Origin of the sequence: Herbaspirillum rhizosphaerae (assembly GCF_001189965.1) — a bacterium.
Taxonomy (GTDB): domain Bacteria; phylum Pseudomonadota; class Gammaproteobacteria; order Burkholderiales; family Burkholderiaceae_D; genus Herbaspirillum; species Herbaspirillum rhizosphaerae.
In genome coordinates, this window is sequence record NZ_LFLU01000005.1 from 254,780 (window position 1) to 280,942 (window position 26,163).

The following is a 26,163-nucleotide window of genomic DNA, read 5'->3' on the forward strand; positions in this document are numbered from 1 at the left end:
TGAAACGATGAATCCACAACTTGAAGGTATCGAAGACATCGAAGGCACTTATGTCTTCGACGTGCGCCAGAGCGTCAAATCGCTGCGCCTGAACCGCTTCTTCTGGCGTCATCGCGAACCGGAGTTCCGCGCGCTGCTGGCGCGCGATTTCAAGGCCGCCTGCGATGAGCTGAAACTCAGCGATGAAGAGCGCACGCTGGTGAGCAACCAGGACTGGCTGGGCCTGATCCGATACGGCGTGAGCTTTTTCGTGCTGGAAAAATTCGCCCGCGTGGTGAAGATGTCCAACCTGGCGGTCTACGCCTCCATGCGCGGCGAGACGCTGGAAGCCTTCCTCAAGACGCGGCGCGTTCCCGAATCCGCATAACAATTCTTCTTGAGCATTCACGGCGTTCGCTGTCACGGCAGGAACGCCGTTTTTTTTCGTCCGTGTTGACTTACTTTTGCCGCGCAATACGCTTTTTGATATGCCCGGTTTCTCTCCATTGCAGCTGTCGATAAGTAAATTAGATGCGCTATCAGGCAAACGGAAACGCGAGCGGACAGGCGCTGCCCTAGAATAAATCGACTTAACAAAGATCGTTAAAGCGGCGCTGAAAACCGGCAATAAGACAAGGCCGGCGAGCGCACAGGGACCGCAATAAGAATTAAAAGACACGAGACAAACAAGCCAATTCATTTTTATCGAATCAACAGGACAAACATGGAAAAGACTCAACAACCGTCGCTGCTGGTGGTCAGCGCGCACGCTGCGGATTTCGTCTGGCGCGCCGGCGGCGCGGTGGCGTTGTACAGCGAACGCGGCTATCGCGTGAAAGTGGTGTGCCTCTCTTACGGCGAGCGCGGCGAGTCGGCCAAGATGTGGAAGCAACCGGACATGACACTGTCCAAGGTCAAGGACGCGCGTCGCGAAGAAGCCGCCAGGGCCGCCGACATCCTCGGTGCCGAGATAGCATTTTTGGATATCGGCGATTACCCGATGCGCGTCAGCGACGAGGTGTTGTACCAGCTGGTCGACATCTACCGCGAGCTGCGTCCGGAGTTCGTGCTCAGCCACTCGCTGCACGACCCCTACAACTTCGATCATCCGCTGGCCACGCATGTCGCGCAGGAAGCACGCATCATCGCGCAGGCGCATGGCCACAATCCCGAACAGCCCGTCATCGGCGCACCGCCGGTGCTGCTGTATGAACCTCACCAACCCGAGCAATGCGGCTGGAAGCCCGACGTGCTGCTCGACATTTCCTCCGTCTGGGAAAAGAAAAAAGCTGCCTTCGAAACCATGAATGCGCAAGAGCACCTGTGGGAGTACTACACCCGCGTGGCGCTGCAACGCGGCGTGCAGGCATCGCGCAATTCGTCGCGCAGCATCAAGTACGGCGAAGGCTATCAGCGCGTGTTTCCGCAAGTGTGCGGAGAGTTCTCATGAGCCGCAACGTTGCCGTGCGCACTATCCCGCGCGCGCCGGTCGAGCGCGTCGCCGCGCTGGCGCAATACGGCGTCGCCACCGTGCACGAAGCGCAAGGCCGCAGCGGCTTGCTACATCATCGCCTGCGTCCGGTTGTCGCCGATACCTGCATCGCCGGATCGGCCGTCACCGTCAGCGTGGCGCCGGGCGACAACTGGATGCTGCACGTTGCCGTCGAGTTGTGCCAGCCGGGCGACATACTGGTCGTCAGCCCGACGTCGCATTGCGAGGACGGTTACTTCGGCGACCTGCTGGCGACCTCGCTGCAGGCGCGCGGCGTGCTCGGCCTGGTGATCGATGCCGGCGTGCGCGACGTGCGCACCTTGCGCGAGATGAATTTTCCGGTCTGGTCGCGCGCCGTCTGCGCACAAGGCACGGTCAAGGCGACGGTCGGTTCGGTCAACTTGCCGCTGGTGTGCGGCGAACAGCTGATCCAGCCGGGCGACGTGATCGTGGCCGACGACGACGGCGTAGTCGTCGTCTCGCGTGAACAACTAGCCAGCGTCGCCGACGCCTGTGCAGCGCGCGCCGCCAATGAAGAGCAAAAGCGCAAGCGCCTCGCCGCCGGCGAACTTGGCCTCGATATCTACGACATGCGCGCCAAGCTGGCCGCTGCCGGGCTGACTTACCTCTGAGAAGGCCGACCATGCAAGCTTCACAGCGCGCCATTCCCTGCGCCTTTATGCGCGGCGGCACCTCGCGCGGCCCGTTCTTCCTGGCTGCTGATTTGCCGCAGGACATTGCCACGCGCGATGCGGTACTGCTGGCGGTGATGGGATCGCCCGATCCGCGCCAGATCGACGGACTGGGCGGCAGCGACACGCTGACCAGCAAGGTCGCCATCGTTTCGCCATCATCGATGCCGGGCGTCGATGTCGATTTCCTGTTTGCCCAGGTGGCGGTGGACAAGCCGCTGGTGGATGTTTCGCCCAACTGCGGCAACATGCTGGCCGGCGTCGGTCCGTTTGCGATCGAGCGCGGGCTGGTGGCGATACGCGGCGACAGTACGCCGGTGGTGATCCACATGGTCAACAGCGGCAATATCGCCACGGCGACGGTGCAGACCGCGGGCGGTCGCGTGGTGTATGACGGCGACGCCAGGATTGCCGGCGTGCCCGGCACCTCGGCGCCGATCAACATCGCCTTTCGCGACACCGCCGGTTCGGCCTGCGGCAGCCTGCTGCCGACCGGCCGCACGCGCGACGTTTTTAACGGCATTGAAGCGACCTGCATCGACAACGGCATGCCGGTGGTGGTCATGCGTGCCGACGCCTTCGGCAAGACCGGGCAGGAGACGCCGCAGCAGCTCGACGCCGACGCTGAATTCAAGCAACGGCTGGAAGCCGTACGCCTGCAGGCCGGCGAACTGATGGGCCTGGGCGACGTGCGCAACAAGGTGGTGCCGAAGATGACCCTCATTTCGCCGGCCGTCAACGGCGGTCACATCTCCACGCGCACCTTCATTCCGCATCGCTGCCACAGCGCCATCGGCGTGCTCGGCGCGGTGAGCGTGGCCAGCGCCTGCCTGCTGCCGGGATCGGTGGCCGAGGGCATGACGAGACTTCCGCAGGGCGCCGACGTCGAGATCTCGGTGGAACATCCTAGCGGCGAGTTCACCGTTGCCTTGCGTACTGAATTGCACACCGGGCTGCACGGCAGCGAGATGCGTTTCCTCAGTTCGGGTTTGCTGCGCACCGCACGCATGTTGCTCGACGGCCAGGTGTATGTGCCGCATCGGGTGTGGCCGTGATGCCGATGTTCTTGTTCGCCATGTGAAGTCAGTCAAGGAAAACCATGTTATCCCGCTTTGCCATTTCTCTTGTTTCGCTCCTGTTCGACGGCCTCGCCTTCGGCATGATCCTGTTCCTGATTTCGATCGGCATGTCGATCACGATGGGCGTCATGCGCGTGGTCAATCTGGCGCATTGCAGCTTCGCCATGGCCGGCGGCTACATGACCTTCATGCTGGTGACGCAGGCGCAGCTGCCGTATGCCGCCGCCGTGCCGCTGGCGGTGATCGGCACCATGCTGCTCGGTGCGCTGCTGGAGCGCACTGTGTATTCGTGGATCTATGTCCAGAGCGAGCTGGGCCAGGTGCTCATGACCATCGGCCTGACCTTCGTCATGATCGCCACCGCCAACGCCATGTTCGGCTCCACCATCCAGGACATCCCGGTGCCCGGCGCCTTGCGCGGCACGTATCAGCTTGGCGCGATCGGCCTGCCGGTCTATCGCCTGTTCCTGATCGCCGTCAGCTGCACCTGTGCGTTGGCGATCTGGTACGTGCTGGAGCGTACGCAAGTCGGCGCCAGGCTGCGCGCAGCGGTGGATAACGCCAAAATGGCCGGCTGCATCGGCATGAACGTCAAGGCCTTTTTCGCCGTCACCTTCGCCATCGGTTGCGGCTTTGCCGGACTGGGCGGCGCGCTCGGGGCCGACATGTTTCCGCTGGAGCCGTTCTACGCGCTCAACTATCTGGTGCTGGTGCTGATCGTGGTCTCGGTCGGCGGACTCGGCAGCATCAAGGGCACGCTCATCGCCGCGCTGGTGCTGGGCATGATCGACACGCTGGGACGCTACTTCTTGCCGGAAGCGGGCGGCCTGGTGATTTATCTGGCGACGCTGGTACTACTGCTGGTGCGCCCTCAAGGACTCTTCGGAAGGCAAACAGCATGAAAATCACCACAGCCACGATGCGCCACATTCTGCCGGCCGGCGCGCTGCCGTTCTACCGCATCCGACTTGCCGATGTATTGCCATGGGTAGTCGCGCTGGCCGCGTTCTTCACCTTCGATACCTACATGTCGATCGGTTCGCAGATCCTGATCATGGTGATCTTCGGCATTTCGCTTGATCTCGCGCTCGGCTTCGCCGGCATCAATACCCTCGGCCACGCCGCCTTCTTCGGCATCGGCGCCTATGCGGCCGGTTATTTCTCGCTGCACGTTTCGCCGGAGCCGTTCAGCGGCCTGCTGGCTGCCGCCGGCCTGGCGGCGCTGATCGGTCTGCTGTCGGGCTGGCTGCTGTTGCGCACCAGCGGGCTGGCATTGTTGATGCTGACCATGGTCACCACCGTCGTGCTGCATGAGATCGCCAATACCTGGCGCGGCGTCACCGGCGGCGCGGACGGTTTGTCCGGCATGGAGACGGCGCCGCTGTTCGGCCTGTTCGCATTCGACCTATACGGCAAGACGGCCTATCTGTATGCACTCGGCGTGCTGTTCCTCGTGTTCGTTGCGGTGCGCATCATCGCGAATTCGCCGTTCGGCCTGTCGATCCGCGGTATCCGCGAAAACGCCAAACGCATGCTGCTGGTCGGCACGCCGGTGCATGCCAAGCTGATTCTCGCCTATACGCTGTCGGCGGCGATCGCTGGCATCGCAGGCGGACTGAGCGCACAGATCACGCGCACGGTCAGCCTGGATCTGCTGAGCTTTCAGCTGTCGGGCAACATCCTGATCATGCTCATCATCGGCGGCGTCGGCCGTCTGTATGGCGCGTTTATCGGGATCCCCCTGTACATGCTGTTGCTGGATCGCGCTGCGGCGATCGATCCGTTTCACTGGATGTTCTTTGTCGGCGTTGCGCTGATCGTGCTGGTGCGCTTTGCGCCGGGCGGTTTGCTGGCCTTGGGCGGCACGCTGTTCGAACGCCTGCGCAGCCGGCTGTCGATCAATCTCGCGAAGGAGCAGAAATGAATCCCGTCCTGCAAACCGCACATGCGGACATGGCGTCTCCGATGAGCACTTCCTCGCTTCCCTGCGCATTGGAAACGCGCGGACTGTGCAAGCGCTACGGCGCCATCGAAGTCACGCGTAACGTCGACCTGCGCATCGAACGCGGCGCGCGCCATGCGCTGATCGGTCCCAACGGTGCCGGCAAGACGACCTTCGTCAATCTGGTGACCGGCGTGGTGGCGCCGACCGCCGGCAGCATTTACCTGGAAGGACGCGACGTCACCCAGGCCAGTCCGCAGAAGCGGGTCGCCGGCGGCCTGGCGCGCACCTTCCAGATCAATACCTTGTTCACGGAACTGACCGTGGCCGAAAACGTCGCCATCCCTCTCGGCCAGCGCATGGGTATTGCGTGGAAGCTGTGGGGCAAGCCGGCGCATCATGCCGGCGTGGTCGAGGAGGCGGCAGCCTTGCTGGAACAACTCGGCTTGCTGGAACTTGCTTCACGACGCGTCAATGAACTGGCTTACGGCCAGCGCCGCATGATCGAGATCGCCATCGCGCTGGCGTTGAAGCCGCAGGTGCTGTTGCTGGATGAGCCGGCGGCCGGCATCCCCAACGGCGAGAGCGGCATGATCCTCGATCTGCTGGAGCGCCTGCCTGAAGATATTTCCATCCTGTTTATCGAACACGACATGAACCTGGTATTCCGCTTCGCCAAAAAAATCACCGTGCTGGTCGAAGGCAGCGTGCTGACGGAAGGCACGCCCGCCGACATCCGCGCCGACGAGCGCGTGCGCAATGTCTATCTGGGGCGTCGCCATGGCTAAGCTGTTCGACATCCACAAGCTAACCGCCGGCTATCGCGACGCCGTCGTCATCGACGATCTTTCGTTCAGCATTGCGCAAGGCGAAGCCGTCAGCCTGCTGGGCCGGAACGGCGTCGGCAAGAGTACGCTGCTGGCGACCATGATGGGACTGACCACGGTCAGCAAAGGCTGCCTCGAATTCGACGGCAAGAACATCGGCAACAGCGCCAACTACCAGCGCAATCGCATGGGTCTCGGCTACGTGCCGCAAGAGCGTGAAATCTTTGCTTCGCTGACTGTCGAGCAAAACATGCGTGTTGCCGCGCGTCCCGGCGAATGGAATATCGCGGCGGCATACAAGCTGTTTCCCCGGTTGGAAGAACGCCGCAACAACTACGGCAACCAGTTGTCCGGCGGCGAGCAGCAGATGCTGGCCATGGCGCGCGCGCTGGTCGGCAACCCCAAATTGCTCTTGCTCGATGAGCCGCTGGAAGGCTTGTCGCCGGTGATGATGGATATCCTGCTGGATGCGGTCAAGCAGCTCAAGCAAAGCGGCCTCACGCTGATCCTGGTAGAACAGCACGCGCATCTGGCGCTGGAAGTCACCGACCGCGTCGTCATCATGGACCGTGGCCGCATCGTGCATGACGGCAGCAGCGAACAGTTGCTCAAGGATGACGCCACCATGCATCAGCTGCTCGGTCTGGCGCATGAACACAATGCCGACGTTGCGCGGAAACCCGACCTCAAACTCGCGAGCTGACAGCCATGCCTTTCGATGCACTTCAACGCCTGCTGATCGGGCAGGCATGCCAACGCCTGATTCATCGCTACGCCTATCTCAACGACGAACGCGACTTCGACGCGCTCATCGATCTGTTCACCGACGATGCGATCTTGTACCGTCCTTCGGCGCCGACGACACCGCTGGTGGGGCGCGAAGCGATCCTGGCATCGTTTCGCAGCCGGCCTGCCGGTGTGCGCACTTTCCACTTGTGCACCGATGTGATCGTTGAGATCGAAGACCGCGAACACGCCACCGCGCGCTCGCGCATCGTGCTGCTGTCCGGTCCGCGTTCGGAGCTCGGTGCAGCGACTGTCGACGCGGTGTCCAAACCGCCGGCGCCGGGCACTTTTGAAGATCGCCTGTTGCTCACTGCGCAGGGATGGAAATTCAGCGAGCGGCGCGGATCGTTCTGGATCTGAAAAATGCAAACAAAAGAAGTGTCGTTTTCTGTGTCGTCATAAACAGATTAGATCGACCACCGCGGCAATCGGCAACAGAAGCGGGCAGGCTCGTCGCTAGAATGATTCACGCTGAATCATCGATACGAATGCAGCGTTTTTGCATGGCTTTGCCGCAGAAAAAAGCGACATCCAGATCGCTTGCGTCGCAAAGAAAAAACATAACGAACATACAAACAGAAAACCCTTGGAGGAGACACAGAGATGAAAAAATCAGTACGCGCCGTGAACGTAACCGGTGCAATCGGTGCAATAGTCACCATCGCCGCAGCCTTGCTGTCGCCGTCGGCGATGGCGCAATCGCAGGTGACGATTTACGGCCTGATCGATACCGGCGTCGAATACGTCACCAACGCCAACGCGGCCGGCAACTCGGTCGTCAAGATGCCGTCGCTGACGGGTTCGTTTCCTTCGCGCATCGGCTTCAGGGGCACGGAAGATCTCGGCGGCGGCCTGCAGGCGATGTTCGTGCTGGAAGCCGGCATGGCGGTCGACACCGGCGGCATGGGGCAGGGAAACCGCCTGTTCGGGCGTCAATCCTATGTCGGCCTGAAGAACGCCACGCAAAGCGTCATGCTGGGTCGCCAGGTCAACATGACTTACCTGTCCACGCTGAAGTCCGACGTGATGGGACCGAACATCCACAGCATCGGCAATCTCGACGCCTACCTGCCGAATGCGCGCAGCGATAACTCCATTGGATATCTCGGCACCTTCTCCGACGTGACCGTGGGCGCGACCTACAGCTTCGGCCGCGACGCCACCGCAGCAGGCGGCCCGGCATCGACCAATTGCGCCGGCGAGACTGCCGGCGACAGCAAGGCCTGCCGCCAGTACACCGGCCTGCTCGGTTACGACAACAAAGCCTTCGGCGTCAACCTGGCGTACGACAAGCTCAACGGCGGCCCCAGCGCCATCTTCGGCATGAACAGCAGCAGCTACACCGACACCCGCATCGGCCTGCACGGCTACTTCATGATCAGCGATGCGCGCATTGGTTTGGGTGTGCTGGATCGCAAGACACAGACGGCGACCAAGAGCGATTCCGATCTGTACTACCTCGGCCTGAGCTATCCGTTCACCGTGGCGCTGGTGCTGGATACGCAGATTTCGCGATTGAAGTTCAAGGGTACGGCGAACTCGGCCACACTCTCGGTGGCGCGCCTGACTTATAGCTTGTCGAAGCGCACGGCCTTGTACACGTCGGTGGGTTACATCAAGAATTCCGGCACATCGGCGATTGCGGTCGATGCGGGCGGCACGGTCGGCACCGGCATGAACCAGCTGGGCGTGATGACCGGCATTCGCCATACCTTCTGATGTGTTGATTTATTGAGGTCTTGAGGAGCCGGCATTGTTGCCGGAAGCGTGTCGTCTGCAGGGACGGCACGCTTTTTTTATTCCCATTACCTTGCGGTAGTCCTGCGGACATCATCCTCCTGCCTGCGCCGTCAGGGAGCGCAACGGCCCTTAACTGTGCAAGCTGCCTGGAGGCGTGCTTCATCGTTGTGCAAAATCCTGCTATTCAACCTGTATACAGCTTGGCATGAAAGCTGCATACAGCTTTGGCATGACTACTTCATCCGAAATCAGCGACCGCATCCTCGAGTCCGTGCTGGCCAAGCGCCTGCTGCCGGGAGCGCGGCTGAGCGAACAACAGCTGGCAACCCTGTTCGGCTGCAGCCGGACCATCGTGCGCGAAGCCCTGACGCGCTTGTCGGTGCGGCAACTCGTGGTGTCCAGCGTCGGCAGCGGCTGGTATATCGCTGCGCCCACGCAGGAAGAGGCGAGCGAAACCTTTGAAGCGCGGCGCGTGATCGAGACCGGCCTGCTGCGCAGCAGGGAGCGTCTCGACAGCGCCGGCCTCAAACGTCTGCGCCAGCATCTGCAGCAGCAGCGCCGCGCGCTCAAGAGCGGCGACGCCGGCTTGCGCAGTTTCTTGCTGGGCGACTTCCATGTCTGCCTGGCGCAATGCCTGGGCAACGCGGTGCTGGCCAATACCCTGAAAGACCTGACGGCGCGCACTACGCTGATCGCGATTGAGCATCAGAGCGACGCCGATGCGGCGCACTCCTGCGAAGAACACGCGCAAATCGTCGAGGCGCTCGAGGCCGGCAATCTGGTGCGCGCAGAGAAACTGATGGCGGCGCATCTCGGCACCTGGCACGTCAAGCTGCCGATGCAGGCCGATGCAGAGGCTGCCGGCATTCCCCAGACTCCCGATCCCCTGATGACGCTGCAGGAGGTCTTGCAGCCGCTGGATGTGCATGGCGCATCTTCCGTATCCGGCGCGCTTCGCAATCCGCCGCCGAAAACCGCAGCAAAGGGCCGCAGCGCGCGGCCGCCCCGTTCAACCTGACCTGGAGTAATGTAATGATGACCATCACCAAACGTCGTTTTTCCCTCGGTATCGCTGCGTTGGCGCTGTTCGCATCGGCTTGCGGCGCACAGGCGCAGACCGCGCTCGACGATATTCAAAAGGCGAAGCAGATCCGCATCGCTATCCCTACCGACTTTGCGCCTTACGGATTTGTCGACGCCGACCTGCATCCGCAGGGGCTGGACATTGACATGGCCAACTACGTCGGCGCCAGGCTGGGCGTCAAGGTGATGCTGGTGCCGGTGACCAGCGCCAACCGTATTCCTTACCTGCAGACCAAAAAGGTCGATATCGTCATCTCCACGCTGGGCAAGAATCCTGAACGCGAAAAAGCGATCGACTTCACGATTGCCTACTCGCCGTTCTTCATCGGCGTGTTCGGTCCCAAGGCCATGGCGGTCAAATCCGGCACGGACCTGGCCGGCAAGTCGATCGCCGTGACGCGCGGTTCGATGGACGACATGGAGCTGACCAAGATCGCTCCGGCTACCACCGCCCTGCGCCGTTTCGAAGACAACAACACGACCATCTCCGCCTATATGGCAGGACAGACGCAACTGGTCGCCACCAGCGTGCAGGTGGCCGACGTGATGATAAAGAAGAGCCCGCAAATGGGCACCGAGTTCAAGTTCGTGCTCAAGGTGTCGCCGAACTTCATCGGTCTGGCCAAGAACGAAGACAAGCTGCGCAGCCGTCTGAACGAGATCCTGGCGGAAGCGAAGAAGAGCGGCGAGCTCGACAAGCTGTCGCAAAAATGGCTGAGCCGTCCGGCGGGCGACCTGCCGGAATAAGTTGATGCAGACCATGAAAGACGAACTGTGGCGCCTCGGCGCTGCTCAGCTCGCGGCGGGGTACCGCAGCGGCGCTTTCACGCCGGTGGATGCGCTGGAGGCTTGCTTGGCACGCATCGCACAATGCCAGCCGGCGATCAACGCGATGGTGCTGGTCGACGCCGATGGCGCGCGTGCCGCGGCGCAAGCCAGCAGCGCGCGATGGAAAGCAGCGGCGCCGCTCGGGCCGCTTGACGGCGTGCCGGTCAACGTCAAGGACAACATGCATGTGGCCGGCATGCCGACAAGCTGGGGCAGCCGCCTGCTGCAGGGTTTCGTCGCCGCCCGCGATGAGTTGCCGGTGGCGCGTCTGCGCAGTGCCGGTGCGGTGCTGATCGGCAAAACCAATCTGCCGGAGTTCGCCATGCAGGGATATACGTGGAATGCCTTGCACGGCGCCGCACGCAATCCATGGAACACGGCGATGACGCCCGGCGGATCGTCCGGCGGCGCGGCGGCTGCGGTTGCCGCCGGTTGCGGTCCGCTGGCGCTGGCGACGGACGGCGGCGGTTCGATCCGGCGTCCGGCATCGCATTGCGGACTGGTGGGGTTCAAACCGTCGGCCGACATGGTGCCGCGCGGCGGCGGCCTGCCGGAAATTTTTCTCGACTATGAAGTTGCCGGCGGCATCGGCCGCAGCGTTGCCGATGTCACGGCGTTGACCAGCGTACTGGCCGGGCGCGACCTGACGGCGCCGGTGCCGTATACGGCGCGCATCCTGTTCGCACCGCGCTTTGGCGATCATCCGGTGGACGCCGGCATCGCCGCACAGCTGGCGCAGGCGGCCGATCGGTTTGCGGCGCTCGGCCACGACGTTGTACGCAGCGAATATTTCGATCTTGCCGAAGAGATCAATCAGCGTTGGTCGGCACTCTCGACTGCCGGCCTTGCGTGGATGATGGAGCGCGTCGCCGCTTATCCGGAATTTGCCGCCGCATGCAGCAGCGGCGAGGAACCGGAACTGCTGCTGGGCGACGCCGCCCGCGAGAATTTATCTGCAGGGCGTAAGCTGGCGCCGTCGGCCCTGTTTGAAACGCTGGCGGCGGTGCATACGCTCAAGCTGCGTCTGCGTGAGGTTTTCAGCCGGTACGACGCCATCCTGACGCCGGCTACCGCGGCGCTGCCCTGGCCCGCAGAACAGACGCATCCGGACGAGATCGACGGCACTGCCGTCGGGCCGCGCGGACATGCCATTTTCACCGCGTTCGCCAATGCCGCCGGATTGCCGGCGATCGTCTTGCCGACCGGCCTGGTCGAGGGCATGCCGACCGGTTTGCAACTGATCGGCATGCAGGGGCGGGATGCCGGATTGCTGGCGCTGGCGCAGCAATATGAACATGCACACCCCTGGCTGGAACGTTTGCCGATGTGAGCGGCAATCCGTCTTCAATAAGAACAAATGGAGTAGCAGATGGACGCCAATACGATTGCGCAATTGCTGTTGAACGCGCGCGCGGAGGGGAAGCGCGCGACTGTCGATCCGGTATTGGATCAGGCGCAGGCTTATGCGGTGCAGGACGCGTTGTTGCGAGAACTGGGCCCTGTCGCCGCTTGGAAGGTCGGCGCCAAAGGGCCGCGTCAGGAACCGATCTGCGCACCCTTGCCTGCGCGCGGCGTGCTGTCTTCGGGCGTGAGGCTGAGTGGGGCTTATCCGCTGCGCGGCATGGAGGTGGAGCTAGCCTTCCGGCTGGGCCGGGATTTCGATGTCGGCGACCGTTTGCCGGAGCAGGCGGAAATCATCGATGCGCTGGAGGCGATGCTGCCCGCGATTGAAGTCGTGGAAAGCCGCCTGGCCGACTACCCTCACAGCAGTAAGCTCACGCAATTGGCGGACCTGCAAAGTCATGGCGCCTTGGTTGTCGGTGCGGCGATGCCATTGTCCGCAGCGGTGACCGATTTGCTGCGGACAGAAGCGAGGCTGTCGTTTGACGGCGTCGAAGTCGCCCGCACGGTCGGCGGCAATCCGGCGGGCGACGTCTGGCCGGTGCTGGCATGGCTGGCGCGGCATTGTTCGCTGCGCGGCATGCCTTTGCGGAAGGGGCAGATCATTACCACCGGATCCTGTACCGGTATGTTGTTTGCCGATGCGGCGCTCAAGGTGAACGCGGAGATAGACGGGCTGGGCGCTGTCGAGCTGGGATTCGGACAACGACTGCGTTGATGCTGCCGGCCGGTCTTATTTTTCCCAGCCCCGCGGCCGCGACAGTGCGAAGTTGGCGTCGCTGCGCGTGCGGCCGTACCAGTCGCCGCCCATGCGCGAGAGCAGATTCAGTTTTTCCGGATCGGGCAACTGCTTGTCGTTGAGGATGCGCTCGTCGAAATGCGCCGCCAGCACGCGCGCCAGCAGGAGATGGCAAGACGGCGCCTCGGCCGGGTAGGGCATGCAACTGACCAGTTCGCATTCCAGGCTGACCGGCGCGGCCGCAACACGCGGCGGACGCACCAGCGACGACGGCGTGGAGGCGATGCCGCAGCGTTCGAATTCGCTGATGTCGGCGTCATAGGAAAACGAGGTCTCGTTCATGGCGTCGGCCAGCTCGAAACCGACCAGGTTGACCACCAGTTGGCCGGTTTCCTGGGCATTGCGTACGGTGTCCTTGATGCTGCCGTCACGCTGCACCAGCGGCGAAATCATGACGGTGGGCGGCTTGCCGGTGACCATCTGGAAGAAGCTGAACGGCGCCAGGTTGTTCACGCCCGCGGCGGAGACGGTCGACACCCAGGCCACCGGACGGGGAATGACGGCCGAAGCCAGCCAGCTATAGGCCTGGCGCGGATCGACTTGAGAAAAATCCAGAAACATCGGGAACTCCATCAGATGCGGAACAAGGTGGGAAACAGGCTTGGAAACCGGCGTGGAAACGGCCAGACCGTATACTTTAGCCGTAAACCGCCATGTTGCGCACGGTCGCGCTTGCAACGCTTGCGCCGCCACGCGACTACAATAGCGGGCTTGCAAGTTTTCGCCTCCGAAAGCGCCTCAGGGAACAGGGAATGACGCTCTCAAGTCTGATAGTACAGTTGATCAACGGTCTGGCCGACGCTTCCGCCATGTTTCTGGTGGCGGCCGGCCTGTCGCTGATTTTCGGCGTGACGCGCATCGTCAACTTTGCCCACGGTTCGTTTTACATGCTGGGCATTTTCGTTGCGTATACCCTGGTCAGTCTGATCGGCGCCAGCGGTTTCGGTTTCTGGAGCGCGGTGCTGTTATCGGCCTGCGCGGTAGCGCTGCTGGGCGCAGTGGTCGAGATCGTCATCTTGCGTCGCATTTATCGCGCACCGGAACTGTTCCAGTTGCTGGCGACCTTTGCGCTGGTGCTGGTACTTAAAGACGCCGCCTTGTATCTGTGGGGACCGGAAGACCTGTTCGGTCCGCGCGCACCCGGGCTGGCCGGTTCTGTCGAGTTGCTGGGACGCCGCCTGCCGCAATACGATCTGGTGCTGATCGTCATTGGCCCGGTGGTGCTCGGCCTGCTGTGGCTGCTGCTTAATCGCACGCGCTGGGGCACCCTGATCCGCGCGGCCACGCAAGACCGCGAAATGGCCGGCGCGCTTGGGATCAATCAGTCCAGGCTCTTTACCGGCGTGTTTACGCTGGGATGCTTTCTCGCCGGCCTGGGCGGCGCCCTGCAGGGGCCGCGCATGCCCGCCAACCTGGCGCTCGATCTGGAAACCATCGGTAACGCGTTTGTCGTCGTCGTGGTCGGCGGCATGGGTTCGGTCAGCGGCGCCTTCCTGGCTGCGCTGCTGATTGCCGAGATCAAGGCCTTGTGCGTGGCGCTCGGACAAGTGTCCATCGGCGGCATCGATATCTCTTTGTCCAAGCTGACGCTGGTGGTGGAGTTCCTGGTAATGGCGGTGATCCTGGTGGTGCGTCCCTGGGGCTTGCTCGGCAAACCGCAGGCCGTCAGCCGCAGCGGCGGCGTAGCGGAAGCGCCGCTGCGTCCGGCAGGTTCACTGCAGCGCAAACTTGCCCTGGCCGGCTTGCTGCTGTTGCTGGCGGCGCCGCTGTTGTCGGGCAGTTTTCCCTATCTCACCGTGTTGCTGGTGGAAATCCTGATTGCGGTCTTGTTCGCCGCCAGCCTGCATTTCATGATGGGGCCGGGCGGCATGCATTCCTTCGGCCATGCCGCGTACTTCGGGCTTGGCGCTTACGCTGCCGCACTGGTGCTGACCGGATTGCATTTACCGATGGAAGCGGCGCTGGTCGTCGGTCCTCTGGTCGCCGCAGCGGGCGCCTTGCTGTTCGGCTGGTTCTGCGTGCGCTTGTCGGGCGTGTATCTGGCAATGTTGACGCTGGCGTTTGCGCAGATCGTCTGGGCCATCATCTTTCAATGGGACGAGGTCACCGGCGGCAGCAACGGCCTGATCGGCATCTGGCCGTCGGAGTGGGCGGCGTCGCCGACGGCTTTCTACTATCTGGCGCTGGCGTTCAGCGTTGCGGGCGTACTGCTGTTGCGGCGCGTGCTGTTTTCTCCTTTCGGTTACACCATGCGCGCAGGCCGCGATTCACCCTTGCGCGCCGAGGCGATCGGCATCGACGTCAAGCGCGTGCAATGGATGGCGTTCGTCGTGGCAGGTTTGTTCTGCGGCATGGCGGGCGCGCTGTTTGCGTTTTCCAAGGGCAGCATTTCGCCGGAAGCGATCAGCATCGGCCGCTCGGTCGACGGCCTGGTGATGGTCATGCTGGGTGGCTTGCAAACCTTGCTGGGGCCGGTGGTCGGCGCTGTGGCATTCACCTGGCTGCAGGATGTGATTGCGCGCGAGACCGATTACTGGCGCGCCTTGCTGGGCATCGTCATGCTGGCGCTGGTGCTGCTGTTCCCGGACGGCATTGCGGGTTTCTTCGAACGCATCACCGCACGTCGGCGTGAGGGAGATGCTGCATGAGCCTGCTTCAAGTGCGCAACATCAGCAAATCCTTCGGCGGCGTCAAGGCGGTCGACGACGTGTCCTTCGATCTTCCTGCCGGCCAATTGCTGGCCTTGCTCGGCCCGAATGGCGCGGGCAAGTCGACCTGCTTCAATATCCTCAACGGCCAGTACCGGCCCGATGCCGGATCGGTGCTGCTCGACGGACGCGACATCGCAGGCATGAAGCCGCGCGACATCTGGCGTCTCGGCGTCGGACGGACTTTTCAGATATCGGCCACCTTCGCCTCGATGACCGCGGTGGAAAACGTGCAGATGGCGCTGGTCTCGCGCGAGCGCAAGTTGTTCCAGTTATGGCGGCCGGCGGCGTCGCTGTATCGCGATGAAGCCATGGCGCTGCTTGAGCAAGTCGGCATGGCGGCGCAGGCGGAGCGCGCCTGCGGCGTGCTGGCTTACGGCGATATCAAGCGCGTCGAACTGGCGGTGGCGCTGGCCAATCGTCCGCGCTTGCTGCTGATGGATGAACCCACCGCCGGCATGGCGCCGCAGGAGCGCAATGAACTGATGGCGCTGACCAAGAAACTGGTGACCGAACGCCAGTTGTCGGTGCTGTTTACCGAACACAGCATGGACGTCGTATTCGCCTTCGCCGATCGCATGATCGTGCTGGCGCGCGGACAGCTGATCGCCGAGGGCGACGGCGAGACGATCCGCAATCATCCCAGGGTGCAGGAAGTCTATTTCGGCTCCGGCAAAACTTTTGAGAAACAAGACGTTGTCCAGACAGGGAGGCCGGCATGAGCGACGTGCTGCTCAGGGTCGAGGGCCTCAACGCCTGGTACGACCGCGCCCATATCTTGTTCGACGTCGGCCTGGAGGTGCGGCGTGGCGAAGTGGTGGCGCTGATGGGGCGCAACGGCGCCGGCAAGTCGACCACCATGAAAGCCGTCATGGGCATGCTGGATCGCGTGCAGGGCAAGGTGCATTTTCACGGTCGGGATGTCAGCCGCGCCCGGCCGCATCAGATCGCGCGCATGGGCATGGGCTATGTGCCGGAAGACCGGCGTATATTCACCGACCTGACGGTGCTGGAAAACCTGGAAGTCGGCCGTCAGCCTTCGCGCCCCGATGCCTTCGCGTGGACGCCGCAGAAACTGTTCGACCTGTTTCCCAACCTCGGCGAAATGCCGCAACGCCCCGGCGGCCAGATGAGCGGCGGCGAGCAGCAGATGCTGACCGTCGCGCGCACGCTCATGGGCAATCCCTATCTGGTGCTGCTGGACGAACCGTCGGAAGGCGTGGCGCCGGTGATCGTCGAGCAGATGGCCGAGATGATCCTCAAGCTAAAACGGGAAGGCATGTCCATCCTGCTGTCGGAACAGAACCTGCATTTCGCCGGGCTGGTCAGCGATCGCGCCTATGTGCTCGAGAACGGACATGTCCGCTATCAGGGCACGATGACGCAGCTGGCGGCAGATGAGGATGCGCGGCGCGCCTATCTTTCCGTATAGCAAGGACCGGCGCGTCCGGTATGACTTTTGCAGAATCCTGTTCTCCTCATCTGATCCGGCCACAAGGCCATAGCACAAGACATTTCCTCGTCAAAGCGGCGCATGGGGAATGTCGCCTTTCGCACACGTTGCCCGGCAGAAGCATGTTTAAAGCAGTGCTTTTGTGCGTTAATTCCGTCTGTCGAATTTCTACTCAAAGAATTTCCGCAGGTAAATGTCGCCGGCTTGCCAGGCATCCGGACGGCGGGGAAATTTTCTGATCTGGCATTGGTGCAGATAGGGATGTAAAATTAATCGCTTACGAAAGGTCTTGGGGATCATTGGCGTCTTGCTGGTCGCCATGATGTGCGGCTTGTGCGCCTGGGTGCTCTACAAGAGCCATGAAGAGGCGCGCCACTACGCCGTCGAGACTTCGCAGAACATTACGCTCATCGCGCAGCGCGATATCGTCAGGAATATCGAGATCCTGTCCCTGTCCCTGGACGCGCTGGCCAATCGCTACCAGAACCCCATGTTCGCGACGCTCACGCACAACCAGCAACATTCCTATCTGTTCGGCAGCACGCTGGCGGCAAAGCACGTCGTCGTCATGGCGGTGCTGGATCCAACCGGCAAGGTCTCGGTGTCATCGCTGCCAGGTGCGCCGGCCAATACTTACGGCGACCGGCCTTACTTCACCATCCAGCGCGACCAGCCCGATACCGGCCTGTATATCTCCAGGCCCATCGTCGCCAAATTCGCCAAAGACATGCAGGTGATCGTGCTGTCCAAGCGGTTGTCGAAGTCCGACGGCAGCTTTGCCGGGGTCGTCGTCATGGCGCTGGACCTGGCCTATTTCCGTGAATTGTTCAGCGGCGTCGCGCTCGGGGAGAACGGCGTGATGTCTCTGTATTCCAGCGACGGCGTGGTGTACATGCGCTTGCCGTATTCGCAGTCCCTGATCGGCCGCGACATCAGCAGCAGCGCCAGCTTCGCGCAGATCCGGCCGCTGATGCAGCAGGACAGCGGTAGCTTCTCTGCACGTGCGCTCAGCGACGGGGTGCAGCGCCTGTATGCGTTCAGGCGGATTCCGGACACGCAGCTCGTTGTATTCGTGGGCCGTGCCGAGACCGACATCTACAAGCATTGGATCGACAATCTCTACACCATCGTCGCCATGATGTTTCTGTTCGCGCCGGTGTGCATGGTCTTGTTCTGGATATTACGCAAAGAGCTGAAGAAGCGTGTCGAGGCGGAAGAGAAACTGCGCCAGCTGGCGCGTGTCGATGGTCTCACCAGCCTGCTCAACCGTCGCGCGCTGGATGACATGTTGCGCGATCTGTGGAATCGCAACCGGCGCAGCAACGGCATCTTCTCCATCTTGTTCATCGATGTCGACTATTTCAAGTTCTACAACGACACGTATGGGCACCAGAAGGGCGACGACGTCCTGGTGTCCGTGGCGCGCGCCATCTCGGCGCAGCTGCCGCGCAGCTCGGATATCGCGGCGCGCTACGGCGGTGAAGAATTCATCGCGGTGCTGCCGGAAACCGATCGGGACGGCGCCGCGCTGGTCGGCGAAAAAATCAGGAGCGCCATTGAAGCGCTGGGCATTCCGCATTCAAAAAGCCAGAGCGGGCATGTGACGGCGAGCATCGGCGCCGCCACGTATGAGCACGGCGCGCATGACTCGATTGAAGCGGTGCTGAGCGCTGCGGACGGCGCCTTGTATGCGGCCAAGGGCAAAGGCCGCAACAACGTGCAGTCGAGCGGCGCGCTTGCCGATCTGGACTGACCCGGACTGAGCGGGCGGTGTCTTACAGATACTGTTTCGGCAGCGGATAATTCCACTCGCCTCGCTTGCTGGTGTGTAATCCAAGCCGCACCAGGCTTTCCGCAAACGTCACCGCGGCAGCAACGCCGTCGATCACCGGCACGCCCAGTTCCTTGCTGATGGCCTGGCACAAGTCGGCCATGCCGGCGCATCCCAGTACGATGCAGTCGACGTCGTCCTGCTCCAGCGCGAGATGGCATTCCTGCATGATCGCGGCGTAGGCGTCGGAGGCTGGATTGTCGAGATCCAGCACGGCGATTTCGCAGGCGCGGATGTTGCGGCAGAAGCGTTGCATGCCGTAGCGTTCGGCCAGATGCGCGGCGATGCCGCAGGTTCTTCCCAAAGTAGTGACGATGCTGAAATGCTTGCCGACGAAACTGGCGGCATGCATGGCTGCTTCGGCGATGCCGAACACCGGGCCGCTGGCGATTTCGCGCGCGGCTTCCAGCCCGGGGTCGCCGAAGCAGGCGATGATGTGGGCATCGGCGCCGGCGGCTTCGGCGCGGCGGATCTCCGCCAGCAGGCCGGGCACGCACATGGCTTCGTCATAGTGGCCTTCGATCGAGGCCGGTCCGGTGGCGGGGTTGCAGGCCCAGATGTCGGTGCCTGGCGCCGCGACCTGGCGGGCGCAGTCGCCGATCTTGGCCGTCATGCTGGCGGTGGTGTTGGGGTTGACGATGTTGATCTTCACGTTGTCTCGACTGTTCTTTGTGGTTGATGCTGATACGGGTGTTCGCTGGCCTTGTGATGCTATGCGCCCAGATACAGGCGCTTGATGTCGGGATGGTCGAGCAGCTCGCGCGAGACGCCTTCCAGTTCGATGCGCCCGGTGGCGAGGATGTAGGCGTAGCGCGAAATCATCAGCGCCATGCGGCTGTTCTGTTCGACCAGCATGATGGTGACGCCTTCGTCCTTGTTGATTTCCAGGATGGTGCGCGCGATCAGGCGGATGAATTGCGGCGCGATGCCCAGCGACGGTTCGTCCAGCAACAGCAGCCGCGGTCGCGCCATCAGTGCACGGCCGATGGCGACCATCTGCTGCTCGCCGCCGGACAGGCTCGATGCCTGCTGGCCGAAGCGCTCCTTCAGACGCGGGAAGCGCGTCAGCACCTTGTCCAGATCGGCCGCGATGCCGCCCTTGTCGGAGCGCGTGTAGGCGCCCATCAGCAGGTTGTCCTTGATCGACATGAACGGGAAAACGTGGCGGCCTTCCGGCACCATCGCCACGCCTTGCTCGACCAGCTTGTGCGCCGAAGTACCGGTGACGTTGCCGCCGTTGAGCAGCACCTGGCCGCCGCACACCGGCGACAGGCCGGTGACGGCGCGCAGGGTCGAGGACTTACCGGCGCCGTTGGCGCCGATCAGCGCTACCACGCTGCCCCGGTCGACGCGCAGGCTGACGTCCTGCAGTGCGCGCACCTGGCCGTAGTTGAGCGAAACGTTCTGCAGCTGCAGATGCGGGACGGCATCGGTAGCCGGCGCCGCGATTGCTGCGGATTCCAGTGTCGCGTTCATAGGCCGATATCCTCGTCTTCCTTGCCCAGATAGGCTTCGATTACCTGTTCGTTGTTGCGGATTTCTTCCGGCGTGCCTTCGGCGATTTTCTTGCCGAAATAGAGCACGTGGATATGGTCGGAGATTTTCATCACGGCTTTCATGTCGTGTTCCACCAGCAGGATGGAGACGCCGCTGGCGGCGATCTTGCGCGTCAGTTCGACGGCACGGTCGGTTTCGTCGGGATTGAGTCCGGCATAGGGTTCGTCCAGCAGCAGCACTTTGGGACTGGCGGCCATGCCCATGGCGATGCCGAGCAGGCGCAGGTAGCCGTGCGGCAGCGTTTTGGCGACGCTGTCGGCGACGCCGTCGAGGTCGAGGAAGCGCAGGATCTCCAGCGCGTCGGCGCGCATGCGGTCTTCATCGCGGCGCGCCGAGGCAGTGTTGGCGAAGACCTGGAAGTCGTTGGCGCTGCGCGAGAGCTGGCGCGCCAGCGCGACATGTTCCAGCGCGGTCAGCTCGGGGAAGATGGTGGTTTCCTGGAAGGTGCGCACCAGGCCCCGGGCGGAGATCTTGTGCGGATTCAGGCCGGTGATGTCTTCGCCGAACAGGCGCACCTTGCCGGTGGTCGGTGTGCAGAATCCCGCCAGCATTTTGAAGAAGGTGCTCTTGCCGGCGCCGTTGGGGCCGATCACCGAGGTGACCTTGCCGGTCTCGGTGCCGAGCGAGAGCGAGACGTCGTCGTTGGCCAGCAGGCCGCCGAAACGTTTGCTCAGGCTGCTGGCTTCGAGGATGACGCGCTTGTCCGGCGCCGGGACGACGGACGGGCTCACCGGGTTCATGGAGGCGCTCATTTTGCCTCTCCTTTGCGGAACGGCAGCGAGAACGAGAAGCCGCGCAGCGCCATCAATCCGTTCGGCAGCGTCAGCATGACCACGATCATCAGCACGCCGTAGATCAGCGATTGATACTGCTGGAAATCCTGCAGCAGCTCGAACAGGATGGTCAGCGCAAAGGCGCCGATCATCGCGCCGCTGACGTATTCCAGCCCGCCGAGGAAGCAGAACAGCATGTAGTAGATGCTGTGCTCGACGGTAAAGCTTTGCGGATACACGCTCTGCGTGAACACGGAAAAATAGCTGCCGCCCAGGCCGCCCAGCGCGCAGGCGATGGAGAAGGCCATGATGCGGTAACGCCAGACGTTGACGCCGAAGCTCTCTGCCAGGTCTTCATTCAGGCGCATGGCGCGGAAGATGCCGCCCAGGCGCGAATAGTGCACGCGCCAGACCACGCCGAGCGCGATCGCCAGCAATGCGATGCCGACGTAGTACAGCGGCAGCGGCGAATCGCCGGAGAACGGTTGCGGCAAACCGGTGATGCCCCTGGAACCTTGCGTCAGGTCGCCGCCGTTGAGGAAGGCGAGGCGAATCGCTTCCGTCAGGCAGATGGTCAGCATGGAAAAATAGATGCCCTTGAGCTTGAGGATGACGCTGCCGATCAGCGCGCCGCACAGCGCTGACGCCAGGCAGGACAGCGGCAGCGCGATCCAGAAGCTGAGCCCGGCCTTGGCGATCAGGATGGCGGTGACGTAGCCGCCGATCAGCGCGAAGCCGGCCTGGCAGATGTTGATGCGGCCGATGCAGAAGGTCAGCCACACGCCGCTGGCGATGACCGCCACGCCGGCGCAGTTCATCAGCACCGACATCAGGTAGCGCGAGTGGCCGATGCCCAGCGGCAGCACGATCAGCACGCCGAGTATCAGCAGGATCACCGAGAAGTCGCGGCGTTTATCGAATTTCATGGTACCTCGGGGAAGAAGAGACGCAATGGATGAAGTCATGATCAACCCCAGGGTTTGCCGAACAAGCCGTTCGGTTTGAAGATCAGGAACACGATCATGGCGACGAAGATCAGCAGGTAGGTCATGCTGCTCGGCAGCAGGTCGTAGCCGACTGCTTCCGCCATGCCGAGCACGAAGCCGCCGACGATGGCGCCCGAGGTCACGCCGGCGCCGCCGATCATGATCATGATGAAGGCCTTGGTCGAGATGTTGGTGCCGACGCCGGCGTTGACGCCGTACAGCGTCACCAGCAGGCCGCCGGCGATGCCGGCCAGCGCCGCGCCGATGGCGAAACCCAGCGTGGTGATGAACTTGACGTTGACGCCTTGCAGCAGCGCCGCTTCCTTGTCTTGCGCCACGGCGCGCAGGGCACGGCCGGGCTTGGTGTATTGCACGAACAGCAGCAGCGCGACGATGAAGCCGATCGAGATCGCAGCGACCGCGAGATTCGAATAGGGCAGGTAAGCATCGCCGTCGTTGAGGATCAGCACGCCGTCGATCAGCGTCGGCACGCCGCGCTGTTTTTCGCCGAACAGCGAGAGCGCGACGTTTTCCAGCAGCAGCGCAGTGCCGACCGCCATCAGCATGCTGCTTTCTTCGCGCTTGGACGTCGCCAGCACCGGCTGGAACAGGAATCGGTTGAACGCCATGCCGATCACTCCCAGCGTCGCGCCCGCCAGCAGCAGCGCCAGCCAGAACGGGAAGCCGAATTGTCCGTACAGGTAGTACATGACGAAGCCGCCCAGCATGTACATCTGGCCATGCGCGAAATTGACCACGCGCATGATGCTGAAGACCATGGTCAGTCCCAGCGCAATGAGCGCATAGGCCGAGCCGAGGATGAGTCCGTTGATGAGAATTTGCAGCATGTCGGTTGATGAATCCTCTGTTGTTGCATGAATGTCGGGGTATTGCCCGCGCCGGAAGGGAGGCCGGGCGGGCAATGGGTGAAGCAGACTATTTTTACAGCCAACCTGCTCATGGTCTTACTGCGAGGCCGTGATCCAGCGCCGTACGGTGCTCGGAATCCTCGTGTACTCAAGTACACTCCGGTATCCTGCGCTCCGGTCGGCACCGGCTGACGGCCTCTCGCTACAGACCCTGAACAGGTTGTTACTTTTTACTACCTACTGCTTTGCTTCTACTAAACCCGCTGCACGCGGGACAACGTGTGGCGGGGTACAACAACGCTCGTTACCGCTGCATTCTCAGTTCGCGACCTGGCCGACGTAGACCGCTTCGAAACCGCCGCCCTTATAGGCATTGACCACCAGCGGCACGCCCACCTGCGACTGACGGCCGAAGTCTTTCTTGCCGACGAATTGCAGCGTGGTCTTGTCCTTCACGAAGGGATTGGTCATCTTGAAGGCCGGCATCTCCTTGCGGAATTGCTCGACGTCGGTCAATGCCTTCGGATTCTTTTGCAGCACGGCCAGGATCAGTTCCAGTGCATAAGCCTTGGTGCCGGCTTCGTCATTCCACTCGCCCACGCGCTTCTTGTAGACCTCGACGAATTGCTTCATGTAGTCGGACTGGATCGCCGGCGTCGATGCGCCGCCGACGGAGAGGAAGCCAGCCGCTTTTTCACCGGCGACCTGTTCCAGGATCTTGGCGTCCTGTCCTGTCTCGGTCGACAGCTGGCCCTTGAAGCCGAGGTCGCGTGCGGCCTTGATCAGCAGCGGCGCATCGGACGGCGCCACGCCCGAGAGCACGATGGCGTCAGGTTTGGCGCGTACCAGTTTGGACATGATGGGCATGAAGTCGGTGGTGCCCGGCTCGTAGCTTTCCTTGTCGGCCAGTACCTTCAGGCCCAGGCTCTTGGCCGCGGCCACGCCTTCTTCCTGCTGGTTCTTGGCGTCGGACTCGTTACGCGCGACGAAGGAAATGCTCTTCACGCCCTTCTTGTCCATCAGGTATTTGTAGACCACCGGGCCGACCTGGTACGAGGCCACCATGCCGAGCACCGATGCGTTGGCCGGCGCGGTGTACAGCTCCTTGGAGAAGGCGTACGGGAAGTTCATCGCCTTGGCGCGTTCCATCACCGGCTTGACCGCGATGGCGGTGGTGTCGATGTTCGGTCCGATGATGTACTTGACGCCGTCGCTGGCGAGTTTTTCGGCGTTGGAGATGGAGATCTTCGGATCGTTCTTGTCGTCGAGGGCGACGATTTCGATCTTGTACTTCTTGCCGCCGATGTCGACGCCGCCCTTGGCGTTATACATTTCGGCAGTGGTCTCGGCGCAGTATTTGTTGACCAGGCCCCACGATGCGGCGGCGCCGGACATGACGCCGTTGACGCCGATCTTCAGGACGTTGTCGGCGGCGTATGTTGCAGGCACTGCGGCGAACATGGCCAGCGTCAATGCGGCCAAGGTTTTCAAGGACATGCGTTTGTTCATCATTACTCCCGTTTGAAAAATGGAAAACAGAAAAGTCGATTCAAGAATTCTCAGATAAGGAATCAAGCAAGGATCACGCCGTGCCGCTTCTGATCTGTATGCGCGTACTTCTGGTTAGAACGTGTGACGGATGCCGAGCGCCAGCGCGGTCTGATGCTGGTTGGCGTAACCGCCGCCGATGGCGGTCGAGTTGGTGCTGATCAGCGATTCGGTGGCGCCGTCGCCGTTGCTCAGATACGCCAGGTTGGCGATCAGGCTGGTGCGCTTGGACAGGCTGTAGATGCCGAGCAGGCGATAGACCTTGGTGTTGTTGGAGAGCGTGGTGTTCTTGCGATACAGCACGTCAGCCGAACCGGTGAAGGCAGGCGTGAAGGTGTAGTCGACGCCGGCTTCCACGGCATAGGCCTTGCGTGCAGTCGGCAGCGACGGGATCGACTGGAACGAGCCGGGGCCGGAGATATCGCTGCGCGCTGCGCCCAGGCGCAGCTTGAGTGCGTTGATGGTGTAGCTGGCGCCGAGCGTGGTCAGCTTCATCACGTTGCCGGTGTTGGTGAGGCCGATGGTGGCGTCCTGTTCGCGGTCGAAGGTCAGGCCGACGAAGAAGGGGCCTTGCGTGTATTTCGCCGCGATGTTGTACACCTGGCCGGTGCGCAGGCTGCCGGCCGCTTCGCCGAAGCCGTACATCACGCCGCCCTGGAAGCCGCCGACTTCAGGCGACACGTACTTGATGGTGTTGTTATAGATTTCGCTGACCGCATCGAACTCGGAAAACTTGAAGATGGCGCCGGAGTTGTAGCCGCCCTTGAACACGCTGCCCACCAGCCAGTCATCGTTGAAGTTCCATTGCTTGCCGACGGTCAGCGCGCCGGACGAGCTTTCCAGGCCGACCAGGGAGTTGCGCGAGAACAGTTGGCCGCTGGCCGATTGCGAACCGTTGGTCGGATTGAAGCCGGCCTGCAGGTTGAACACCGCATTGAGGCCGCCGCCGAGATCTTCCTTGCCGCGGAAGCCGACATTGGAGACGCCCAGGATGCTGTTGAGTGCGCCGACTTTGTTTTGCGAGCCGTTGCCGACATTGCTGGTGTAGCCGAAGCCGGTGTCGATGACGCCGGAGATGGTGACGCTCGATTGTGCACAGGCGACGCCGCTTGCGCCCAGTGTGAGGATGGCTGCTGCCCCGAATTTGATGAAAGTGCTCATGTTTTCCTTCTTGTCTTGATTGATGTTTTCAATAGGTTTGCGATAACGGTCCGCCCCCTGCTCCCTGCCGGACCGGCTTTTCACGCGTTGCCACGAGGATTGCCGAGGTACATGTGTTGCGTGCTGCGAGTCTGTCGCACCGGCCGATGCAAACTGCCGGGCATCAGCGGGCCTTGTTCAGATGAATACAATTTCAATTAGGATTGTGCACAATCTTAGAGTTGGGGATAAGCGAAAAACGTGCCAGAGCGGTCGAAAAGTTGGGGTGCAGTGGTGAAAAGCACCATGGATAAAGGCTTTCAGGGAAGTATCCGGGGCGCGATGTGGGATGTCGCGAGCAGAAGGACTGCGGGTGGATGCTGTCGGAAGGCTGACAAAATCCAGGGTTGTGCACCTTATTGTCACGATTGTGCACAATTTGAGAGCCGCGATCAGATTTTGGTGCGTGCGGCCGGGCGGGTTCCGCACGGCGCGGAGATCGCTCCGCTGACGCCCGGTTGCGGCGTGATGCAGGGCTGGATCCGGAGTGGGTGTGTCTCGTGCAGGTCGCGAGCGAAGCACTTATACTGTGAACATATGTACAAATATTTTCTACGATCTATGCGTCGATTGAGCACAATGGGCAGTCC

The 26,163-nt window shown here is 62.2% G+C and carries 26 protein-coding genes; 18 read left to right on the forward strand and 8 right to left on the reverse strand.

Translation table 11 applies throughout. The features are described from left to right. Positions 1-7: 7 nt before the first annotated feature. The 14 genes from AKL25_RS10110 to AKL25_RS10175 all read left to right on the forward strand — a co-directional run bounded on the left by AKL25_RS10110 (position 8) and on the right by AKL25_RS10175 (position 12,567). A complete protein-coding gene (locus AKL25_RS10110) occupies positions 8-367 on the forward strand; it encodes a protocatechuate 3,4-dioxygenase (protein ID WP_050477509.1) in 360 nt (119 codons plus the stop codon). A gap of 336 nt (positions 368-703) precedes the next feature. After that, a complete protein-coding gene (locus AKL25_RS10115; protein ID WP_050477510.1) occupies positions 704-1,429 on the forward strand; it encodes a PIG-L deacetylase family protein in 726 nt (241 codons plus the stop codon). Next, positions 1,426-2,103: a 4-carboxy-4-hydroxy-2-oxoadipate aldolase/oxaloacetate decarboxylase gene (locus AKL25_RS10120; RefSeq protein ID WP_050477511.1), complete on the forward strand. Its 678-nt coding sequence runs from the start codon at positions 1,426-1,428 to the stop codon at positions 2,101-2,103. The genes AKL25_RS10115 and AKL25_RS10120 overlap by 4 nt, the downstream gene beginning before the upstream one ends. A gap of 11 nt (positions 2,104-2,114) precedes the next feature. Continuing rightward, positions 2,115-3,218 (forward strand): 4-oxalomesaconate tautomerase, encoded by a 1,104-nt coding sequence (locus tag AKL25_RS10125; RefSeq protein WP_050477512.1) that lies wholly within the window; start codon positions 2,115-2,117, stop codon positions 3,216-3,218. A 44-nt stretch (positions 3,219-3,262) separates the two neighbouring features. Further along, the gene (locus AKL25_RS10130; RefSeq protein ID WP_050477513.1) at positions 3,263-4,144 is read left to right on the forward strand and encodes a branched-chain amino acid ABC transporter permease; all 882 of its coding nucleotides are present in this window, start codon (positions 3,263-3,265) and stop codon (positions 4,142-4,144) included. Beyond that, positions 4,141-5,166 carry a branched-chain amino acid ABC transporter permease gene (locus tag AKL25_RS10135; protein WP_240475699.1) on the forward strand — a complete coding sequence of 342 codons (1,026 nt, stop codon included), beginning with the start codon at positions 4,141-4,143 and terminating at the stop codon, positions 5,164-5,166. The genes AKL25_RS10130 and AKL25_RS10135 overlap by 4 nt, the downstream gene beginning before the upstream one ends. A gap of 41 nt (positions 5,167-5,207) precedes the next feature. Next, positions 5,208-5,972: an ABC transporter ATP-binding protein gene (locus AKL25_RS10140; protein ID WP_050477572.1), complete on the forward strand. Its 765-nt coding sequence runs from the start codon at positions 5,208-5,210 to the stop codon at positions 5,970-5,972. After that, complete coding sequence (locus tag AKL25_RS10145) at positions 5,965-6,714, forward strand: ABC transporter ATP-binding protein (RefSeq protein WP_050477514.1); 750 nt, start codon at positions 5,965-5,967, stop codon at positions 6,712-6,714. The genes AKL25_RS10140 and AKL25_RS10145 overlap by 8 nt, the downstream gene beginning before the upstream one ends. A gap of 5 nt (positions 6,715-6,719) precedes the next feature. Continuing rightward, positions 6,720-7,157: a nuclear transport factor 2 family protein gene (locus AKL25_RS10150; protein ID WP_050477515.1), complete on the forward strand. Its 438-nt coding sequence runs from the start codon at positions 6,720-6,722 to the stop codon at positions 7,155-7,157. Positions 7,158-7,400: 243 nt separating this feature from the next. After that, positions 7,401-8,516 carry a porin gene (locus tag AKL25_RS10155; RefSeq protein ID WP_050477516.1) on the forward strand — a complete coding sequence of 372 codons (1,116 nt, stop codon included), beginning with the start codon at positions 7,401-7,403 and terminating at the stop codon, positions 8,514-8,516. A gap of 250 nt (positions 8,517-8,766) precedes the next feature. Then, a complete protein-coding gene (locus tag AKL25_RS10160) occupies positions 8,767-9,555 on the forward strand; it encodes a GntR family transcriptional regulator (RefSeq protein WP_050477573.1) in 789 nt (262 codons plus the stop codon). Positions 9,556-9,569: 14 nt separating this feature from the next. Beyond that, positions 9,570-10,367, forward strand: a complete 798-nt coding sequence (locus AKL25_RS10165; RefSeq protein WP_083444635.1) for a transporter substrate-binding domain-containing protein — start codon at positions 9,570-9,572, stop codon at positions 10,365-10,367. A 4-nt stretch (positions 10,368-10,371) separates the two neighbouring features. Then, positions 10,372-11,778, forward strand: coding sequence for an amidase (locus AKL25_RS10170; RefSeq protein WP_240475700.1), 1,407 nt, complete (start codon positions 10,372-10,374; stop codon positions 11,776-11,778). Positions 11,779-11,817: 39 nt separating this feature from the next. Beyond that, positions 11,818-12,567: a 2-keto-4-pentenoate hydratase gene (locus tag AKL25_RS10175; protein WP_050477517.1), complete on the forward strand. Its 750-nt coding sequence runs from the start codon at positions 11,818-11,820 to the stop codon at positions 12,565-12,567. A 15-nt stretch (positions 12,568-12,582) separates the two neighbouring features. Here the strand turns inward: AKL25_RS10175 and AKL25_RS10180 are convergent, their stop codons facing one another. Then, positions 12,583-13,209, reverse strand: a complete 627-nt coding sequence (locus AKL25_RS10180; protein WP_050477518.1) for a flavin reductase family protein — start codon at positions 13,207-13,209, stop codon at positions 12,583-12,585. A gap of 191 nt (positions 13,210-13,400) precedes the next feature. Between AKL25_RS10180 and AKL25_RS10185 the strand changes: the two genes are divergently transcribed. The 4 genes from AKL25_RS10185 (at position 13,401) to AKL25_RS10200 (ending at position 18,562) form a co-directional block, all read left to right on the forward strand. Next, on the forward strand, positions 13,401-15,296 hold the full coding sequence (locus AKL25_RS10185; RefSeq protein ID WP_050477519.1) for an ABC transporter permease: 1,896 nt from the start codon (positions 13,401-13,403) through the stop codon (positions 15,294-15,296). Further along, complete coding sequence (locus AKL25_RS10190; RefSeq protein WP_050477520.1) at positions 15,293-16,078, forward strand: ABC transporter ATP-binding protein; 786 nt, start codon at positions 15,293-15,295, stop codon at positions 16,076-16,078. Before AKL25_RS10185 ends, AKL25_RS10190 begins: the two co-directional genes overlap by 4 nt. Continuing rightward, complete coding sequence (locus tag AKL25_RS10195; protein ID WP_050477521.1) at positions 16,075-16,788, forward strand: ABC transporter ATP-binding protein; 714 nt, start codon at positions 16,075-16,077, stop codon at positions 16,786-16,788. The genes AKL25_RS10190 and AKL25_RS10195 overlap by 4 nt, the downstream gene beginning before the upstream one ends. Before the next feature lie 310 nt (positions 16,789-17,098). Next, entirely contained in the window at positions 17,099-18,562 is a 1,464-nt protein-coding gene (locus AKL25_RS10200; RefSeq protein WP_050477522.1) for a diguanylate cyclase, read from the forward strand. Positions 18,563-18,584: 22 nt separating this feature from the next. On the opposite strand, the gene AKL25_RS10205 is transcribed toward AKL25_RS10200, so the two are convergent. The 7 genes from AKL25_RS10205 to AKL25_RS10235 all read right to left on the reverse strand — a co-directional run bounded on the left by AKL25_RS10205 (position 18,585) and on the right by AKL25_RS10235 (position 25,534). Next, positions 18,585-19,292 carry an aspartate/glutamate racemase family protein gene (locus AKL25_RS10205; RefSeq protein ID WP_050477523.1) on the reverse strand — a complete coding sequence of 236 codons (708 nt, stop codon included), beginning with the start codon at positions 19,290-19,292 and terminating at the stop codon, positions 18,585-18,587. Positions 19,293-19,351: 59 nt separating this feature from the next. After that, positions 19,352-20,116, reverse strand: a complete 765-nt coding sequence (locus AKL25_RS10210; protein WP_157050566.1) for an ABC transporter ATP-binding protein — start codon at positions 20,114-20,116, stop codon at positions 19,352-19,354. Then, positions 20,113-20,949, reverse strand: a complete 837-nt coding sequence (locus AKL25_RS10215; RefSeq protein WP_083444636.1) for an ABC transporter ATP-binding protein — start codon at positions 20,947-20,949, stop codon at positions 20,113-20,115. Before AKL25_RS10215 ends, AKL25_RS10210 begins: the two co-directional genes overlap by 4 nt. Further along, positions 20,946-21,896 (reverse strand): branched-chain amino acid ABC transporter permease, encoded by a 951-nt coding sequence (locus AKL25_RS10220; RefSeq protein WP_050477524.1) that lies wholly within the window; start codon positions 21,894-21,896, stop codon positions 20,946-20,948. The genes AKL25_RS10215 and AKL25_RS10220 overlap by 4 nt, the downstream gene beginning before the upstream one ends. A 41-nt stretch (positions 21,897-21,937) precedes the next feature. Then, entirely contained in the window at positions 21,938-22,804 is an 867-nt protein-coding gene (locus AKL25_RS10225; protein ID WP_050477525.1) for a branched-chain amino acid ABC transporter permease, read from the reverse strand. Between the two features lie 339 nt (positions 22,805-23,143). After that, positions 23,144-24,322: an ABC transporter substrate-binding protein gene (locus AKL25_RS10230; protein ID WP_240475701.1), complete on the reverse strand. Its 1,179-nt coding sequence runs from the start codon at positions 24,320-24,322 to the stop codon at positions 23,144-23,146. Positions 24,323-24,448: 126 nt separating this feature from the next. Continuing rightward, a complete protein-coding gene (locus tag AKL25_RS10235) occupies positions 24,449-25,534 on the reverse strand; it encodes a porin (protein ID WP_083444641.1) in 1,086 nt (361 codons plus the stop codon). Positions 25,535-26,163: the final 629 nt, after the last annotated feature.

What these genes read in the sequence shown, in the direction of transcription:
- AKL25_RS10110 (WP_050477509.1), top strand. Translation starts at nt 8, where the DNA reads ATGAATCCACAACTTGAAGGTATCGAAGACATCGAAGGCACTTATGTC.
- AKL25_RS10115 (WP_050477510.1), top strand. Translation starts at nt 704, where the DNA reads ATGGAAAAGACTCAACAACCGTCGCTGCTGGTGGTCAGCGCGCACGCT.
- AKL25_RS10120 (WP_050477511.1), top strand. Translation starts at nt 1,426, where the DNA reads ATGAGCCGCAACGTTGCCGTGCGCACTATCCCGCGCGCGCCGGTCGAG.
- AKL25_RS10125 (WP_050477512.1), top strand. Translation starts at nt 2,115, where the DNA reads ATGCAAGCTTCACAGCGCGCCATTCCCTGCGCCTTTATGCGCGGCGGC.
- AKL25_RS10130 (WP_050477513.1), top strand. Translation starts at nt 3,263, where the DNA reads ATGTTATCCCGCTTTGCCATTTCTCTTGTTTCGCTCCTGTTCGACGGC.
- AKL25_RS10135 (WP_240475699.1), top strand. Translation starts at nt 4,141, where the DNA reads ATGAAAATCACCACAGCCACGATGCGCCACATTCTGCCGGCCGGCGCG.
- AKL25_RS10140 (WP_050477572.1), top strand. Translation starts at nt 5,208, where the DNA reads ATGAGCACTTCCTCGCTTCCCTGCGCATTGGAAACGCGCGGACTGTGC.
- AKL25_RS10145 (WP_050477514.1), top strand. Translation starts at nt 5,965, where the DNA reads ATGGCTAAGCTGTTCGACATCCACAAGCTAACCGCCGGCTATCGCGAC.
- AKL25_RS10150 (WP_050477515.1), top strand. Translation starts at nt 6,720, where the DNA reads ATGCCTTTCGATGCACTTCAACGCCTGCTGATCGGGCAGGCATGCCAA.
- AKL25_RS10155 (WP_050477516.1), top strand. Translation starts at nt 7,401, where the DNA reads ATGAAAAAATCAGTACGCGCCGTGAACGTAACCGGTGCAATCGGTGCA.
- AKL25_RS10160 (WP_050477573.1), top strand. Translation starts at nt 8,767, where the DNA reads ATGACTACTTCATCCGAAATCAGCGACCGCATCCTCGAGTCCGTGCTG.
- AKL25_RS10165 (WP_083444635.1), top strand. Translation starts at nt 9,570, where the DNA reads ATGATGACCATCACCAAACGTCGTTTTTCCCTCGGTATCGCTGCGTTG.
- AKL25_RS10170 (WP_240475700.1), top strand. Translation starts at nt 10,372, where the DNA reads ATGCAGACCATGAAAGACGAACTGTGGCGCCTCGGCGCTGCTCAGCTC.
- AKL25_RS10175 (WP_050477517.1), top strand. Translation starts at nt 11,818, where the DNA reads ATGGACGCCAATACGATTGCGCAATTGCTGTTGAACGCGCGCGCGGAG.
- AKL25_RS10180 (WP_050477518.1), bottom strand. Translation starts at nt 13,209, where the DNA reads ATGTTTCTGGATTTTTCTCAAGTCGATCCGCGCCAGGCCTATAGCTGG.
- AKL25_RS10185 (WP_050477519.1), top strand. Translation starts at nt 13,401, where the DNA reads ATGACGCTCTCAAGTCTGATAGTACAGTTGATCAACGGTCTGGCCGAC.
- AKL25_RS10190 (WP_050477520.1), top strand. Translation starts at nt 15,293, where the DNA reads ATGAGCCTGCTTCAAGTGCGCAACATCAGCAAATCCTTCGGCGGCGTC.
- AKL25_RS10195 (WP_050477521.1), top strand. Translation starts at nt 16,075, where the DNA reads ATGAGCGACGTGCTGCTCAGGGTCGAGGGCCTCAACGCCTGGTACGAC.
- AKL25_RS10210 (WP_157050566.1), bottom strand. Translation starts at nt 20,116, where the DNA reads ATGAACGCGACACTGGAATCCGCAGCAATCGCGGCGCCGGCTACCGAT.
- AKL25_RS10215 (WP_083444636.1), bottom strand. Translation starts at nt 20,949, where the DNA reads ATGAGCGCCTCCATGAACCCGGTGAGCCCGTCCGTCGTCCCGGCGCCG.
- AKL25_RS10220 (WP_050477524.1), bottom strand. Translation starts at nt 21,896, where the DNA reads ATGAAATTCGATAAACGCCGCGACTTCTCGGTGATCCTGCTGATACTC.
- AKL25_RS10225 (WP_050477525.1), bottom strand. Translation starts at nt 22,804, where the DNA reads ATGCTGCAAATTCTCATCAACGGACTCATCCTCGGCTCGGCCTATGCG.
- AKL25_RS10230 (WP_240475701.1), bottom strand. Translation starts at nt 24,322, where the DNA reads ATGTCCTTGAAAACCTTGGCCGCATTGACGCTGGCCATGTTCGCCGCA.
- AKL25_RS10235 (WP_083444641.1), bottom strand. Translation starts at nt 25,534, where the DNA reads ATGAGCACTTTCATCAAATTCGGGGCAGCAGCCATCCTCACACTGGGC.